The organism is Volucribacter amazonae, from assembly GCF_029783845.1.
In the GTDB taxonomy this organism is placed as follows: domain Bacteria; phylum Pseudomonadota; class Gammaproteobacteria; order Enterobacterales; family Pasteurellaceae; genus Volucribacter; species Volucribacter amazonae.
Window position 1 is genome coordinate 1,511,655 of record NZ_LWID01000001.1, and the last position, 15,437, is coordinate 1,527,091.

General features: G+C 38.1%; 11 protein-coding genes and 1 pseudogene. 5 read left to right on the top strand and 7 right to left on the bottom strand.

Annotated elements, in window-relative coordinates; translation table 11 throughout:
* Nucleotides 1-71: 71 nt before the first annotated feature.
* Both A6A20_RS07225 and A6A20_RS07230 read left to right on the top strand, forming a co-directional pair.
* A pseudogene (locus A6A20_RS07225) lies at nt 72-1,106 on the top strand (IS1595 family transposase).
* Nucleotides 1,106-1,567 (top strand): hypothetical protein, encoded by a 462-nt coding sequence (locus A6A20_RS07230; protein ID WP_279572810.1) that lies wholly within the window; start codon nt 1,106-1,108, stop codon nt 1,565-1,567. Before A6A20_RS07225 ends, A6A20_RS07230 begins: the two are co-directional and overlap by 1 nt.
* Here A6A20_RS07230 and A6A20_RS07235 read toward each other — a convergent pair.
* From A6A20_RS07235 to fdnG, 5 genes are all read right to left on the bottom strand, one after another.
* Nucleotides 1,549-2,070 (bottom strand): hypothetical protein, encoded by a 522-nt coding sequence (locus A6A20_RS07235; RefSeq protein WP_279572811.1) that lies wholly within the window; start codon nt 2,068-2,070, stop codon nt 1,549-1,551. The genes A6A20_RS07230 and A6A20_RS07235 overlap by 19 nt on opposite strands.
* A 195-nt stretch (nt 2,071-2,265) precedes the next feature.
* A complete protein-coding gene (gene fdhE / locus A6A20_RS07240; RefSeq protein WP_279572812.1) occupies nt 2,266-3,180 on the bottom strand; it encodes a formate dehydrogenase accessory protein FdhE in 915 nt (304 codons plus the stop codon).
* Nucleotides 3,181-3,189: 9 nt separating this feature from the next.
* Nucleotides 3,190-3,894: a formate dehydrogenase subunit gamma gene (locus A6A20_RS07245; RefSeq protein ID WP_279573766.1), complete on the bottom strand. Its 705-nt coding sequence runs from the start codon at nt 3,892-3,894 to the stop codon at nt 3,190-3,192.
* A complete protein-coding gene (gene fdxH / locus A6A20_RS07250) occupies nt 3,887-4,849 on the bottom strand; it encodes a formate dehydrogenase subunit beta (protein ID WP_279572813.1) in 963 nt (320 codons plus the stop codon). The genes A6A20_RS07245 and fdxH overlap by 8 nt, the downstream gene beginning before the upstream one ends.
* Nucleotides 4,849-7,914: a formate dehydrogenase-N subunit alpha gene (fdnG, locus tag A6A20_RS07255; protein WP_279572814.1), complete on the bottom strand. Its 3,066-nt coding sequence runs from the start codon at nt 7,912-7,914 to the stop codon at nt 4,849-4,851. The genes fdxH and fdnG overlap by 1 nt, the downstream gene beginning before the upstream one ends.
* Before the next feature lie 282 nt (nt 7,915-8,196).
* Here fdnG and fdhD point away from each other — a divergent pair, with 282 nt between their 5' ends.
* Both fdhD and A6A20_RS07265 read left to right on the top strand, forming a co-directional pair.
* Complete coding sequence (fdhD, locus tag A6A20_RS07260; protein ID WP_424585423.1) at nt 8,197-9,036, top strand: formate dehydrogenase accessory sulfurtransferase FdhD; 840 nt, start codon at nt 8,197-8,199, stop codon at nt 9,034-9,036.
* A 472-nt stretch (nt 9,037-9,508) separates the two neighbouring features.
* Nucleotides 9,509-9,718: a hypothetical protein gene (locus tag A6A20_RS07265; protein ID WP_279572815.1), complete on the top strand. Its 210-nt coding sequence runs from the start codon at nt 9,509-9,511 to the stop codon at nt 9,716-9,718.
* A gap of 921 nt (nt 9,719-10,639) precedes the next feature.
* On the opposite strand, the gene A6A20_RS07270 is transcribed toward A6A20_RS07265, so the two are convergent.
* Nucleotides 10,640-11,818, bottom strand: coding sequence for an MFS transporter (locus A6A20_RS07270; protein WP_279572816.1), 1,179 nt, complete (start codon nt 11,816-11,818; stop codon nt 10,640-10,642).
* A 228-nt stretch (nt 11,819-12,046) separates the two neighbouring features.
* Between A6A20_RS07270 and polA the strand changes: the two genes are divergently transcribed.
* A complete protein-coding gene (gene polA / locus A6A20_RS07275) occupies nt 12,047-14,818 on the top strand; it encodes a DNA polymerase I (RefSeq protein WP_279572817.1) in 2,772 nt (923 codons plus the stop codon).
* Between the two features lie 204 nt (nt 14,819-15,022).
* On the opposite strand, the gene A6A20_RS07280 is transcribed toward polA, so the two are convergent.
* Nucleotides 15,023-15,397, bottom strand: a complete 375-nt coding sequence (locus A6A20_RS07280) for a helix-turn-helix domain-containing protein (protein ID WP_279572818.1) — start codon at nt 15,395-15,397, stop codon at nt 15,023-15,025.
* Nucleotides 15,398-15,437 lie beyond the last annotated feature (40 nt).

A 15,437-nucleotide genomic window follows, 5' to 3' on the forward strand; every position in this document is an offset into this window, starting at 1 on the left:
TTTTAGATATTGGAATTATACCCGAATGGGTTTATTTTATATTAAATTAATCACTAAATCAAAGAAACATCATGGCTCAACACTTCCTTTTAACCAGCAAAGCCCGAACGCTTTCTCCTATCAAGATAGCTCGTCTATCTGATGCGGAAGCGTTTTCTATACTTTGTGCTTTGCGTTGGGGAAGTGAAAAGAATGTCGTGTGTCCGAAATGTGGTGTACAACATCAAGCCTACTTCATCTCTACTCGCAAACAATGGCGATGCAAATATTGTAAACACACTTTTAGTATTACGTCAGGCACCATTTTTGCGAATCACAAGTTGCCAATTCAAACCTATTTATTCGCTATTGCCTTATTCGTGAATGCGGTAAAAGGGATTTTCGCTTGCCAACTTTCTCGAGACTTGAACGTACAGTATAAGACCGCTTTTACTCTTGCACATAAAATTCGTGAGAGCTTAATCGTGCAACGCAAGCTTTTCCCCTTGTCAGGCGAAATCCATATTGACGGCACTTATATTCATTCTGCACCACGCCCAAAGAATAAGAAAAATGAGCGTGTGGATAGACGGCTAAAAGCCAATGCTAATCCGAATAAACGAGCCGTTTTCGTCATGCGTGAGCGTTATACAACACAGGAAACGCTTTCTAATCCGCTATGAGTGGGGGCAAAGAAAACACTGACTTTCCCTATTCTGTCAGAAAATACGGCCACCATAAACACCTTAGCAACAACATATATTGCGCCAAACAGCCGTATTCATGCCGATGAAAATTCAGCTTACGATGAACTTATTACCAATCATGACCTTAAAAGAGTGAACCATCAACGTGAATACTGTAGCGATGAGGGTATTACTAACAACCTCGCTGAAAGTTACTTCGCACGTTTCAAGCGTATGTATTACGGACAAGTGCATAAAATGAATAATATTTACCTTGATAACTATGCGAATGAAATTGCCTATCGTGAAAATACCCGAAAACTGGATAACCAACATATCTTTGATGATGTGGTTATGAAATGTCTTGCGACTTCTAGCGATAACGATTGGAAAGGTTATTGGCAAGGCAATCACAGACAAACTGAAAGGCTGATAATGTAATGGTAGCCCCTATTTATCAAACGCAAATTCAGCAGAAAATCACGCAACTTGAACGAGAAAAAGAGCAAGTTTTAGCCCACCTTGCTTTAGTGGAACGCCGTATTTTGTTACTCCAACAGGCTTTAGAGGTAATGAACACCGATGTTTCTGAGGTTCAACAATATGATACTGAAAATTACCAATATCGTGTTTATCGCAAGCAATTTAACGGCAAAATAAGCCAACTTATTCAGCAGGTAATGAAAGCAGAGCCTGAACGCTATTGGCGAGCCTTAGAGCTGGCAGAAGCGGTGCTGATTGCCGATAAACAGCCGCATACTCCTGTATCAGAATATCATTTAAAGAACATTGGCAGTGCGATGATACGCTTAGTCAATAAAGGCGTTGTCAACCGTATTGTGGTAAAAAAGCATAAAATTATCCAATGGCAATGGAAACCACATCACAATAAGTCATCGTAATTCGATAATTCTTCAATTTGCCCAATAGATTTTAATCGCCATTGAATGACGGAGCGTTTTGTTTTCTCGATTAACATCGTTTTTCTTTCTACAATTCCACGATTATGTAATCGTCTTAATCTCTGGCTAATACCCCTTGTCATCGTCTGAATATCTGTTTCAGTAAGCGTATATTTTGCAATTTTAATCGCTTTATATGTGATGTCTTTTGCAGATAGCCATTCATTGGGAAAATCTTTGAACACTTTTGCAATAAATTGGCTGGGATAATAAGGGGATTTTGTGGTAGCTATCTTGTTATTTTTGGCGGCTTTAGATTTCATTTTGTCCTTTTGTTTCTGCATTAATAATGAAATCGGATCGAACTCTAGTACCACTAAAGCATTCCGTAATGTATCAATATTGAGTTTCGTTAGATGAATACATTGTTCAAAATGTGTGATTTGCTGATTAAGCTCTGCAATTTTCTGCTGAATAGCGGTTGCAGCATTTACCTTTGCCATAAATAAAAATTCTCGTGGTTGAAAAAACTCACGAGAATTATAAGAGAATTGAGCTAATTGGTCTTTGTGCAACTGCTACATAATACCGATACTATAAGGCTTCAAGCCACTTTTTAGCAACCATTTTGTCCATTACACCAAAAATAATCCAAAAACGTACCGCACTTTAATAGCGTTCAATTCAGGTTTTACCCTTTATTCACTAGGAAACAAAAACGGATTAATGGCACTGCGTAAAAAGCCTTTTTGTTCCATTTCTGAATCCAAAAATAAGCTAGCGAGATCATCTGCGATAGCCTCTACATGGGGATCTTTCTCTTGATAAAGAATTTTCATATAACTATGGCAATGATCACAGCTTTCGGCTTTGACTGGGGCAAATTCATTATCAATTGACCAATAGTTGAGGTCTTTCATATCGCCACAATTGGTGCATTTCACTCTTACCATATTCCATTCGCTTTCGCATAAAGCACAGTGCAAGTAACGTAATCCTTGAGCTGAACCAAAATGGACAACGCTTGCAGTGGGTGAGCAATGGCAGACTGGGCAAAGATGTAATCCGTCAGCATTTTCTGCTTTGGCTTGATGTGAGGAAATAAATTGAGTAAGTTGCAACCAATATAAGGATAATGCTGACCAAATAAAGACCGCTTTATCTGCTTCAACTTGGGCATAATTGGCGGAGAGTAAGTTTTCGGCAAGTTGTTCTAATTCACTGCTTGAGGCTTTTTCTAGCCATTCAATAGTGGACAATATTTGCTGATTTTGCGGTTGCTGTTTTAGTTCCGCCAAAATTGCCATTAATAGCTCTCGCCAAATGGGATCACGTTGCCATTTGTTTATATCAAGTGGGTGTTCGCTACTTAACTGTTGAGTATTCACTGTTTCAGCACAAATTGGCTGTTGTTGTAACACTTTTAGCTGTGCATCAACCACTGTGGCGGCAAACAGTAAATAATCGGCAAAAGGACTGTCTATGGCTAACTTTCTTAGCCGTTCGGCACGCCGTTGGTAAAGATTTTTGGGATTGGCAAAAAGTAACAGAGGGGCTTTAATTTGCCCCGCTTTTTGTACAATTTCACTTTCAGGTAAAATTTTTATGCTCATAATATACTCTTAATGCTGAGTTTTTTCTTGGTCTTGCTTTTTGGTTTGATATTCGGCAATCACTTCTTTTTCCAGCTTTGGTAACACTTCGTTTCTAAACCAGCGTGGGTGATGTTTTCTCGCCCAACGCACTGTTACCCAGCCTTCCACCATACCACGAATAGAACCTTTTACCCAAAATGCCATATAGATATGCACTAATATGCCAGTAAACAGTAAAAATGCACTGACAGAATGGAGTAAGATTGCAATGCGAATAACAGGAATTGGGAAATTATGGGAGAAATATTGTCGCCACATAATAATGCCGGTAACCAATAAGGTGGTCATCGCAAGGATAAGCGTCCAGAACAACATTTTTTGTCCTAGATTATATTTCCCATTATCCGACACAGCATGTTCATTGCCTTTTAACACTTCCACAATGTTTTTTAACCATACCCAGTCGTTTTTCTCAGGGATATTATGTCGCCAGTAAATTAAACTGAGATTAATAAAGGCGATAAACATAATAATCCCTGTGAAAGGGTGAATAAAACGGGCAACTTGTGGTGTACCAAGAATTTCTGTCAACCAAGAAAAATCAGGGAAAAAGAACGCTAAACCTGATAATCCCGTCATAAAAAAGCAAATCACCAATAGCCAATGGCTAATCCTTGCGGGAAAGCGATGGCGAACAATTTTGCGATCATTACTGATTTTGATTTTAGCCATGGCTGCCCCCTGTGTTTTGCTCATTTTGATCTTGTTGTTCATTGAGTTGGTTATCATCAACCTCAATTTCAATGTCTTCTGCCTCGTGCCCCTCTAATTCTTCGTTATTTGGTCCGATACCCACATAATGAGCGATTTCACTAAGAATAAGTCCGCCCATTGCTACTGCTGCCACAGGTTTTAACACGTCTTTCCATAATGTAATGGTTGGATCAATTTTCGGATCTTTTGGTAACCCAGAATAGAGTTCAGGTTTATCTGCATGGTGTAACACATAAATAACGTGAGTACCACCAACCCCTTCTGGATCATAAATGCCTGCATTTTGATAGCCACGTGATTTTAGTTCTTCCACACGTTGTTGTCCGTAATGTAGCATTTCTTCTTTACTACCAAAATGAATTGCCCCAGTTGGACAGGTTTTGACACAAGCAGGTTCTTGCCCAACTGTTACACGATCTACACAAAGTGTGCATTTGTAAACTCGGTTATCTTCAGGGTTCATACGAGGAATATTAAATGGACAACCTGCGATACAATAACCACAGCCGATACATTTATCCGACTGGAAGTCCACAATACCGTTGGCATATTGAATAATTGCCCCGGGTGATGGGCAAGATTTCAAACAGCCCGGCTCGGTGCAGTGCATACAGCCGTCTTTGCGGATTAGCCATTCTAAGCGTTCATTTTCTTCCACTTCGTTAAACCGCATTACTGTCCAAGCCTTGGCATCAAGATCAATAGGGTTATCATATACCCCCACACAGGCTTGCGGTTCTGTCCGAATATCATTCCATTCTGAACAGCCCACCTGACAGGCTTTACAGCCGATACAGGTGGTAACATCAATCAGTTTGGTTACTTCCACTTGGAAGTCTCTAGCTCGTGGTGCAGGTGTCAGCTCAGAAGTCGCTGAAGCTTTAATGATGTTTTGCGATTGTACCGTTCCCATTATGCCTCCACTTTCTCAATGTTGACTAACATACATTTAGACTCTGGTGTTTGGGTATTTGCATCACCAGCCCTTACCGTCAGATTATTGGCGAAAAAGCCTTTTTTACTGATCCCCGAGAAGCCCCAGTGAATAGGAATACCAATGGTATGAATTGGTTTACCATCAGACATTAACGGACGAATACGTTTAGTTACTACCGCAACGGCTTTAATGTAACCACGTTTAGAGATCACTTTGACCGTATCGCCATGGTTAATGCCTTTTTCTTCTGCTAGTCTTTCGCTAATTTCCACGAATTGTTCAGGCTGGGCAATCACATTAAGTAGCACATTTTTTGTCCAATAATGGAAATGCTCGGTTAGACGATAAGTGGTACCAACATAAGGGAACTCTGCTGAGGTCCCCAAATCCATTTTGTCGCTTGGTAATACACGAGCCACTGGGCTTGAGATAACTTGTGGGTGTAATGGATTTGTACCAATCGGGGTTTCCACTGGCTCATAATGCTCTGGGAATGGACCGTCCACCATACGCTCACGCACAAATAAACAGCCTGTTCCTTCGGGTTGCATAATAAAAGGTAAGGTTGTGCTATTCGGTGGTGCTGTACCATAATCTGCAATATCAATATAATTCCAGTTTTTGCCATTCCATTTAATTAATTGGCGTTTCGGATTCCAAGGGTTACCTGCTAAATCCGCTGAGGCTCGGTTATAGATAATACGGCGGTTTAATGGCCACGCAAATGCCCAGCCTAAGGTATTCCCTAAGTTTGATGGATCAGAATTATCGCGGTTTGCCATTTGGTTACCTCGTTCTGTCCATTGTCCTGCATAAATCCAACAAGCACCAGAAGTTGTACCGTCATCACGCATTTGGGCAAAACTAGAAAGTAGCTGACCTTTTTTCAGTACCAAGTTACCGTTGCTATCATATAAATCAGCTAAAGCATAACCGTTATTTTCTTTTGCTACTTCCTCTGCTTTTGGTTCAAGAGGATTAGCATAATTCCAGCTCATGGCTTCTAATTGCTCACGCAAGATTGGACGACCACCGTCATCTTGTTGATATAAATGCAACAATTCTTGTCGTAATTCCGATAAAATTTCGCCATCGGTTTTTGCTTCTGCAGGTGGCTCAGAGGCTTTCCAGTGCCATTGCAACCAACGCCCTGAATTGGCAATAGAACCATCTTCCTCAGCAAAACAGGTAGTTGGTAGACGGAATACTTCTGTTTGAATTTCCTCTGTTTTTACATCATTAAATTCGCCATAGTTTTTCCAAAACTCTGAGGTATCGGTAATTAATGGATCGCAAATTACCAAATATTTAAGATTACTCAGTGCTTTGATAATCTTGGCGGAATTTGGATAAGAAGCAATAGGGTTCATACCTTGACAGAAGAAACCATTGACGTTGCCTTGATACATTTCCTCAATATAACGGAATTGATCCATACCGCCTGTTGGCAATTTTGGTAAATAATCATAACCAAAGCCATTCTCTGCGCTTGCTTTATCAGCAAAGAAAGATTTGAGCATACTTACCATAAATTTTGGCGTATTTTGCCAATAGTTGGTTTGATCTTTTAGCAAGGTTTTTGGCGTAATGCGAGCCAAGAAACTGTCTAAACTCAAATCATTTTCCGTTGGTAATGGAATATAAGCAGGCAACATATGTGGGAATAAACCTAAGTCGGTAATACCCTGTACATTAGAATGTCCACGCAATGCATTTACACCACCCCCAGAAACACCAATGTTACCCAATAATAATTGGATCATCGCCATAGTACGGATATTTTGTGAACCAACGGTATGTTGTGTCCAACCTAATGCGTACAAGAATGTCGCCGCTTTTTCTGGCGCAGCGGTTTTAGCAATTTCCTCACAGAATTTGAGATGCTCTTGTTGTGGTGTCCCTGTAATACGCTCCACCATTTCAGGGGTATAACGTGCAACATGCTGTTTTAATAAATTAATCACACAGCGAGGATCTTGCATCGTCATATCACGTTTGGCTTGGCCATTTTCATCAAGCTGATACGACCAAGTGCTACGATCATAACGGCGTGTTGCTTCATCATACCCAGTAAACAAGCCTTCATTAAAATCAAAGTCTTCGTTTACCAAGAATGTGGCGTTGGTGTAATGTTTAACGTATTCGTGGTGAATATGATCGTTTTCTAATAAATAACGGATTACCCCCGATAAAAAGGCAATATCCGTCCCCGGACGAATTGGCATATAAATATCTGCCACCGCTGCAGTTCGGTTAAAACGTGGATCAACCACCATAATTTTGGCGTTATTATGGGTTTTCGCTTCCACTGCCCAGCGGAAACCTACGGGGTGTGCTTCTGCCGCATTACCGCCCATAACAATCACTAAATCGGCATTTTTAATATCAACCCAATGGTTGGTCATGGCACCGCGACCAAATGATGGAGCAAGACTTGCTACCGTTGGTCCGTGTCAAATACTCGCTTGGTTATCGGTAAAAATAATACCCAGAGAGCGAACCCATTTTTGGGTTAAAATGCCTGTTTCATTACTGCACGCAGAACCAGCCAAAAAGCCTGTTGTCATCCAACGGTTTACCGTTGTGCCTTGTTCATTTTTCTCAATAAAATTGGCATCACGATCGGCTTTCATATGTTTAGCAATACGCTGAATCGCCTCGTGCCACGAAATGCGTTTCCATTCATTAGAACCTGCTTCACGCACTTCTGGATATCTAACACGGCGAGGGCTATTGACATAATCTAATGCCCCTGCCCCTTTTGGACATAATGCTCCACGACTTACTGGGTGATCTGGATCGCCCTCAATATGAATAAGTTTGCCTTTGGTATTTCTTGTGTGATCGCCTAAGCTATACATCAGCATACCGCAACCAACGGCACAATAAGTACAGGTATTACGAGTTTCAGTGGCTCGTAACAATTTATAGGAACGGGGAGCCGCTAAGGCTTCCGTAGGCGCTAATCCCAGCATTGCCGCTGAAGTTCCCGCCATTCCTCCTGCACAGATCTTAAAGAATTTTCTTCTTGTGACCTGCATAGAGACTCCTTTAATGTTGAGTAGAAAGAGTTTATTAAATAAATTCGTAAATTATCGTCGTCCCACTTTAAAATAATACTGCGTTGGCATGCCTTGTCTTATTTTAAATTGAAACGACTATAATGTTGTTTAATCATTAATGATTAAAACAAATTTTGTTAGGTGTACATATTTTAACGCTAATCTTAACCACAATAAACAGAATGTGTTAAAATTATGCAGTAGGATAACATTTATTCAATGATTGTCTATCATTAATACTGATTAATTGCGGAAATAAGTTTGACTTGGATCACAAATTTAAAGGTTAGTTTTTGCAAAAAAGTAACAAACTCACCACAAAATGATAATGATTTTTTTTCATCAAATAATTATATTGTTGAAGAAGAAAAAAAAGAAACGCTGGCAAGGGAAGTGCCTGTTGCCCTTGTTTACAATGGCATTTCTCACACAGTAATGATGTGTTCCCCTCATCAATTAACGGATTTCGCCATAGGCTTTTCCTTAGCAGAAGGCATTATCCAACACCCCTCAGAAATTTATAGTTTAGAAGTACAAGAAAAGGCTCAGGGAATTGAAGTCCATATTGAACTTTCTTCTCGCCGTTTTATGCAATTAAAGCAATATCGCCGTAGCTTGGCAGGACGTACAGGCTGTGGTATTTGTGGCACAGAACAACTCAATCAAGTATATAAAAATTTACCCAAATTAGACCGCACTTTGCAGGTGGAATTATGGCTTTTTGATGATTGTTTACAGCAATTAGAACAAGCTCAACAATTAGGACAGCAAACAGGAGCAACTCACGCCTGTGGCTTTTTTGATCCGCAGGGCAAATTATTGGCAATCCGAGAAGATGTGGGGCGCCATGTGGCGTTGGATAAGTTACTCGGTTGGCACGCCCAGCATCAACAACCAAAAGGCTTTATTCTTACTACAAGCCGAGCCAGTTATGAAATGGTACAAAAAACCGCCAGTTGTCATATTGAAATGTTAGTCGCCATTTCAGCAGTAACCGATTTAGCGGTACAAATGGCACAACAAAGCAACCTCACCCTTGTCGGCTTTACTCGCCCCAAACGAGCCACTATTTATTGTGGAAAAGTGCGGTTGGTTTTTTAAGAAAAAATCAAATAATAGTTTATTCAAAGATAATAAAACGTTATAAAAATGTGATTGAGATCACATACATATTTGATATTTAATGGTATAAATGCGATTTGGTCTAGCTATTAACTAATAAATATAGTCGTACCACTTTAAAATAATGCAGCATTGGTACACCTTGCTTATTTTAAACTTAAACAACCATAGTAAGAGGTGATACTAATGCTACCATTAAATATTAAAAATATATTCAATATACTTACTCTTTTATTAATAACGTCTTGTTCTTTAGAGAATAACTTTTATGATAAAAATTATAAAGATTATAACGAGTGTTATAATCTTTCAGAGTTAAATCAAGATATTGTGAGTAGTAAATATGTTGTATCTTATCCTAAATTAGTATGTAGAAACCAAAACTGATCAAGAAGTGATATAAGTTATTATATTTATCAATAAATAATAGTAATATTTGAAAGAGTATAATATGAATGAACTAATTATTTTTTTAATCGCTTATTCTAAACATTTTTTAGTTTATATAATATTGCCTGGGCTTATAACCAAGTTCCTATTTAAGTTTACTTTTTTAAAAAGATATTTATCTACAAATCTTGCAGATACTTTGCAGGCAATTATTTTTGGTATAATGATGCTAGTTATGTATTTTTTAGAAAGAAAAATAGAAATTTTATAAAAGAATTGTACGTCAAAGATTTCTTGTTTTTAGAGAATAATTTTTAAGATAAAATTTATATAGATATTTTGAGTATAGTATGGAGAAATTAATCGCTTTTTTAATCGTTTGTTCTAAATTGATGTTAGTTTATGTGGTATTGCCTTGTATTGTTACTAAATTATTGTTTAAATTTACTTTTCTGAATAAGTATTCATATACAGATAAGGAAGATAATTTGCAAGCAATTATTTTGGTTGCAATGATGCTCGTTATGTATTTTTTAGAAAGAAAAATGGAAATATTATGAAAGAATTTAATATAAATTCAGATACTTTGTTAATGCAATTAAAGAAATTACAACGACTAGCTAAAGTCCTTTGCAAAGAGTTTTTATTTTTTACTTTGATATATATCCTATCATTAATTCTATCCTCAATATTTGGTTTACATAAGGCTTATTTCTACTTCTCAATCTTTATTTTTTATTATCTATGTACAGAGAAAAATCTTTTATCTAAGTTAAAAAAATTGAGAAAGAATAACAATTAGTTTCTTAATTTTTTTAAACCTTAATCATCAAACTGAATGCACTCTCCACATACAAGCCAATGCAATCAAAATTAAACCAATAGCAATATAAATTATCTACTGTTCATATAGTAATATTTTCGTTGAAAAGTTAAATAAGTATTATGTTTTTTTAATTAGTCTATTAACTAAGAATAAAATAATATTAGATTGTTATTTTTTTATTTCTTATTTTTAAAAATAAAAAATATATTATTCCACCTAAGATAACGACGATAATATCAAGATAGATCTTATTGCAGTTAAATCCTAATAATGGATATATAAATCTAGATAATATAGGAAATATTAAGCTAAATATTATAGTCGTCCAAAAAAATATTTTCATATATTAGTTTTAAACCTTAATCATCAAACTGAACGTACTCTCCACATACAAGCCAATGCAATCAGAATTAAGCCAATAGCAATATAAAACACCGTTTGATAATGCCAAAATTGCGTAATAATCCCTGCTAACGGTCCACCTAAAATCCAGCTACTTTTGGCGGCATTAGTAAATAAAGTGGTTGCCGATCCCATTTGTTGTGGCATTAAATCTTGAAAATAAATCATACCAATACTGGCTAATACGCCGATAAAAATACCATTAAAAAGTTGTAAGCTGATTAGCCACCAAGGCTGTGTTCCCATTAATAAGCCTATATAAAAAATCAGCCCTGCAATAATGGCACAATAAATTAGGGTTTTCTTAGCCAGAAATTTGGTTAGATAGCCTGCCAATAACATAACAGGAATTTCTAATCCTGCGGCACTTGCCATTAATATTCCAGCTAAACTGTCAGGTAAGCCTAGTTGATGAATAACATATAATGGCATATTAATCAAATACATACTGTTGCAAGTCCAAGCTAAAAAGCATACTAAAAATAAATAAAGGGTGCTTTTACGCACATTTTGTACGGAAAGATTTTGCGATGTTTGTATGTTGACTTGTTGCCGAGCAACCTGAGGTAATACACTTAGGGTTAAAATAGCACAAAGCATAAAAGCCAATGCGGCGGTTAAATAGAGAAAATCAAAGCCCCAATGTAATGCAATACTAAAAGACAACGGCGGTCCCACAATCCACGCCAAAGAAATTTGTGCCCGTAAAATGGTGGTAAACATTAGGCTTTGTTTTTGATTGCTTTCGCTATATTCTCGAGCAAAAGCAAAGGTTTGCGGATTGACTGCTGACCCTAAGCCCATTAACAATGTGCCTAAAAACAGTAAAACATAATAATTGCGTGAATAGGCAAAAATCACACAGCCAGCAATGGAAACAAGGCAGCAAAACAACAAGATTTTACGCCGATCTTGATGTTTATCGGAATATTTTGCCAAAAGTTGGCTCACTAAAATGCCCATTATGGCATTGACAGCATAAAATAATCCCACTAAAAAGGGGCTAACTTGGATTTGTTGGGATAAAAATAGGCTTAGTGTGGGTAATTGAAAAGAAGAGGCAATCCCTGTTAAAAATGCCATAAATAATAAGGCAAAAATGACCATATTGCCGTTTTCGGACTTTTGATTGGGGCTGAGCATCATTTTATCCTAATTAATCATCAAAAGGTTATTTTAGGTAAATTTATCAGCGAGTTCAAATGTAGTTGTTCCATGTTAAAATAATACGGTGTTCATACTTCTCTGTCCTCTTTATTCTGTTTTCTGCATACTGCCTTGTCCTATTTTAAATGGAAACGACTAATCCATGAAAACCTTGCACAATTAGGCTATAATAAGCCAATTTTAGCTGATTTTATTGAGAATATTATGACCAAAATTGCAGACAATCCATTGGTGTTAGTTGATGGATCTTCGTATTTATATCGTGCATTTCACGCTTTTCCACCGCTTACAAATTCCTTAGGCGAGCCGACAGGGGCGATGTATGGCGTGCTAAATATGTTGAAAAGTTTGATTAGCCAAGTTGAGCCTAGCCATATCGCAGTGGTTTTTGATGCCAAAGGCAAAACTTTTCGTGATGAAATGTTTGAGCAATATAAATCTCATCGTCCACCAATGCCTGATGAATTACGTCAGCAAATTCAGCCGTTACACCAAATGATTAAAGCTCTAGGTATTCCTTTATTGTCAGTGGAAGGGGTTGAGGCTGATGATGTGATTGGTACGTTAGCCTTGCAAGCGGTGGCAGAGGGGAAAAATGTGCTTATTTCTACTGGCGATAAGGATATGGCACAGCTTGTTAGCCCGCAAATTATGTTAATTAACACCATGAATAATAGCTTGCTTGATCCGCAAGGGGTCGTTGAGAAATATGGTATTCCGCCAGAGTTAATCATTGATTATTTGGCATTAATGGGCGATAGTGCGGACAATATCCCGGGTGTGGCTGGGGTTGGCGAGAAAACCGCCCTTGCTTTGTTGCAAGGCATAGGTTCAATGGCAGAGATTTATGCCAATTTAGATAAAGTGGCGGATTTACCCATTCGTGGGGCAAAAAAATTGGGCGATAAGTTATTGGCAGAAAAGCAAAATGCCGATCTTTCTTATGCCCTTGCTACGATTAAAACGGACGTGGCACTAACCATTCGCCCAAATGAATTAGTCTTAGGCGAGCCAGATAATGATGAATTAGTGCGTTATTTTGGGCATTATGAATTTAAACGTTGGCTTAACGAGGTGTTAAATGGCTCGCAAAGCGATAAACAAAATACGGCTTATCAAGCAGAACAAGTAACACAAGCCCCCTCAGCTAGCGTAGCAGATACACAAATTGATCGTAGCAATTATCAAACCATTTTGACACAAGCTCAATTTGAACAATGGTTAAATAAATTAGCACAGGCGAATTTAATTGCCTTGGATACGGAAACCGACAGTTTAGATTATATGTCCGCTAATTTAGTGGGGCTTTCCTTTGCCTTAGAAAATGGCGAGGCGGCTTATTTACCGCTTGCCCACAACTATATTGGTGTGCCACAACAGTTGGATCTTGAGCATTGCCTACAAGCCTTGACGCCGATTTTAACCAATCCTGACATCAAGAAAATCGGACAAAATTTTAAATATGATTTAAGTATTTTGGCACGCTATGGTATTCACGTGCAGGGATTTGCCTTTGATACTATGATAGAGTCTTATGTGTTAGATAGCACAGGGCGACATAATATGGACGAGCTGGCAAAACGCTATCTCGGGCATCACACCATTCCCTTTGAAGCCATTGCAGGTAAAGGCAAAGCACAACTTACCTTTGACCAAATTCCCATTGAGCAAGCCAGTGAATATGCGGCAGAAGATGCGGATATTACCATGAAATTGCACCAAACCCTTTGGCAAAAATTAGCGGATTATCCAAGTTTATTAGAGCTGTATCAGCGAATTGAATTGCCATTGGTAACGGTACTTTCTCGTATGGAACAGCGTGGCGTATTGATTGATGGCACAACCTTAGCACAACAATCGCAAGAAATTTCTCAAAAACTGACCGCACTTGAACAGCAAGCCTATGAACTTGCAGGGCAACCCTTTAACCTTGCCTCTACCAAGCAATTACAAGAAATTTTATTTGAAAAATTAGGCTTGCCTGTGTTAAAGAAAACGCCAAAAGGTGCGCCCTCTACCAATGAAGAAGTGCTGGAAGAACTGGCTTTTGATCACGAGTTACCCAAAATTTTGGTTGAGCATCGGGGGCTAAGCAAACTCAAATCCACCTATACCGATAAATTACCTTTAATGATTAATGCTAATACAGGGCGAGTGCATACCTCTTATCATCAAGCGGTTACCATTACAGGGCGTTTATCTTCTTCCGATCCGAATTTACAAAATATCCCTATTCGTAACGAAGAGGGACGGCGTATCCGCAAGGCTTTTATTGCGAAACAAGGCTACAAAATTATCGCTGCGGATTACTCGCAAATTGAATTACGCATTATGGCACATTTATCTGGCGATGAGGGGCTAACGTCAGCTTTTGCCGCAGGAAAAGATATTCATCGTTCCACCGCCGCTGAAATTTTTGATATTCCCCTTGAGCAAGTCAATAGCGAACAACGCCGTAGTGCCAAAGCCATTAATTTTGGGTTAATTTATGGTATGAGTGCCTATGGACTTGCTCGCCAACTGGGGATTCCACGAGGCAAGGCGCAGGACTATATGGATCGCTACTTCCAACGCTATCCAAAGGTGCAACAGTTTATGCAAGATATTCAACAAAAAGCCAAACAACAAGGCTTTGTTGAAACCCTATTCGGTCGCCGCCTTTATTTACCTGATATTAACTCAAGTAATGGATTACGCCGTAAAGGGGCAGAGCGTGTCGCAATTAACGCCCCAATGCAAGGGACAGCAGCGGATATTATCAAACGAGCAATGATCGCTATTGACCAAGCCACTCAAGGCGATGACAATATCCAAATGATTATGCAAGTGCATGATGAACTGATCTTTGAAGTAAAAGAAGATTTAGTGGAAAAATATACTGCACTTATTAAATCCTTAATGGAACAATCTTCCACCCTCAGCGTTCCATTAATTGTTGATGTGGGAATTGGCGATAATTGGGAAGAGGCGCATTAAAATAGCGAAAAAACCACCGCACTTTTATTTAAAAAGTGCGGTGGTTTACCCTGTCTTATTTCAAATTGGAAACAAACAACAATAAAAGGTTAGATAGAGCGTTAAACTTTTGTGAGCCAATCTTGATTAAATAAATGATAAGTAGCTTGGATAGTGATTAAGTCTATAAGTATTGATTGGGAAAAATAGTTTTTTAATTGCTTATTATGTAATTGGAGAAATTGAGTCTAAGAATTTAATGAAATTCTTTTTTTGTTCATTAGATAAGTTTTCCCAATGTTGATGTAAACGTATTTTTAAGTCATCATTATCTACACTGAGTTGAGGATTAATAATGTTATTGTCTTCTATTTTACAATCCAGAAAAAACCAACTAATGGGCGTATCTAAGTAAACAGCAATATTAACTAAGTGAGCAACATTGATTTTATTGGCACCACGCTCATAGCGTGATAATTGTTGTTGAGATATACCGATTAACTCAGAGAGTTTGTCAGCGGAGTAGCCTAATTCTCTACGTCTTAATTGAATTCTTTTTCCTATTGCTTTATCAATATCCACTGCAACTAATTTTGCCATCTGCCTTCATACCTTCCACTACGCTTTTTTAGATATGATC

Bases quoted from the DNA above. Each gene is read 5' to 3' on its own strand.
- fdhE (WP_279572812.1), bottom strand. From the start codon at position 3,180: ATGAGCATAAAAATTTTACCTGAAAGTGAAATTGTACAAAAAGCGGGG.
- A6A20_RS07265 (WP_279572815.1), top strand. From the start codon at position 9,509: ATGAATGAACTAATTATTTTTTTAATCGCTTATTCTAAACATTTTTTA.
- A6A20_RS07270 (WP_279572816.1), bottom strand. From the start codon at position 11,818: ATGCTCAGCCCCAATCAAAAGTCCGAAAACGGCAATATGGTCATTTTT.
- fdxH (WP_279572813.1), bottom strand. From the start codon at position 4,849: ATGGGAACGGTACAATCGCAAAACATCATTAAAGCTTCAGCGACTTCT.
- polA (WP_279572817.1), top strand. From the start codon at position 12,047: ATGACCAAAATTGCAGACAATCCATTGGTGTTAGTTGATGGATCTTCG.
- A6A20_RS07245 (WP_279573766.1), bottom strand. From the start codon at position 3,894: ATGGCTAAAATCAAAATCAGTAATGATCGCAAAATTGTTCGCCATCGC.
- A6A20_RS07230 (WP_279572810.1), top strand. From the start codon at position 1,106: ATGGTAGCCCCTATTTATCAAACGCAAATTCAGCAGAAAATCACGCAA.
- A6A20_RS07280 (WP_279572818.1), bottom strand. From the start codon at position 15,397: ATGGCAAAATTAGTTGCAGTGGATATTGATAAAGCAATAGGAAAAAGA.
- A6A20_RS07235 (WP_279572811.1), bottom strand. From the start codon at position 2,070: ATGGCAAAGGTAAATGCTGCAACCGCTATTCAGCAGAAAATTGCAGAG.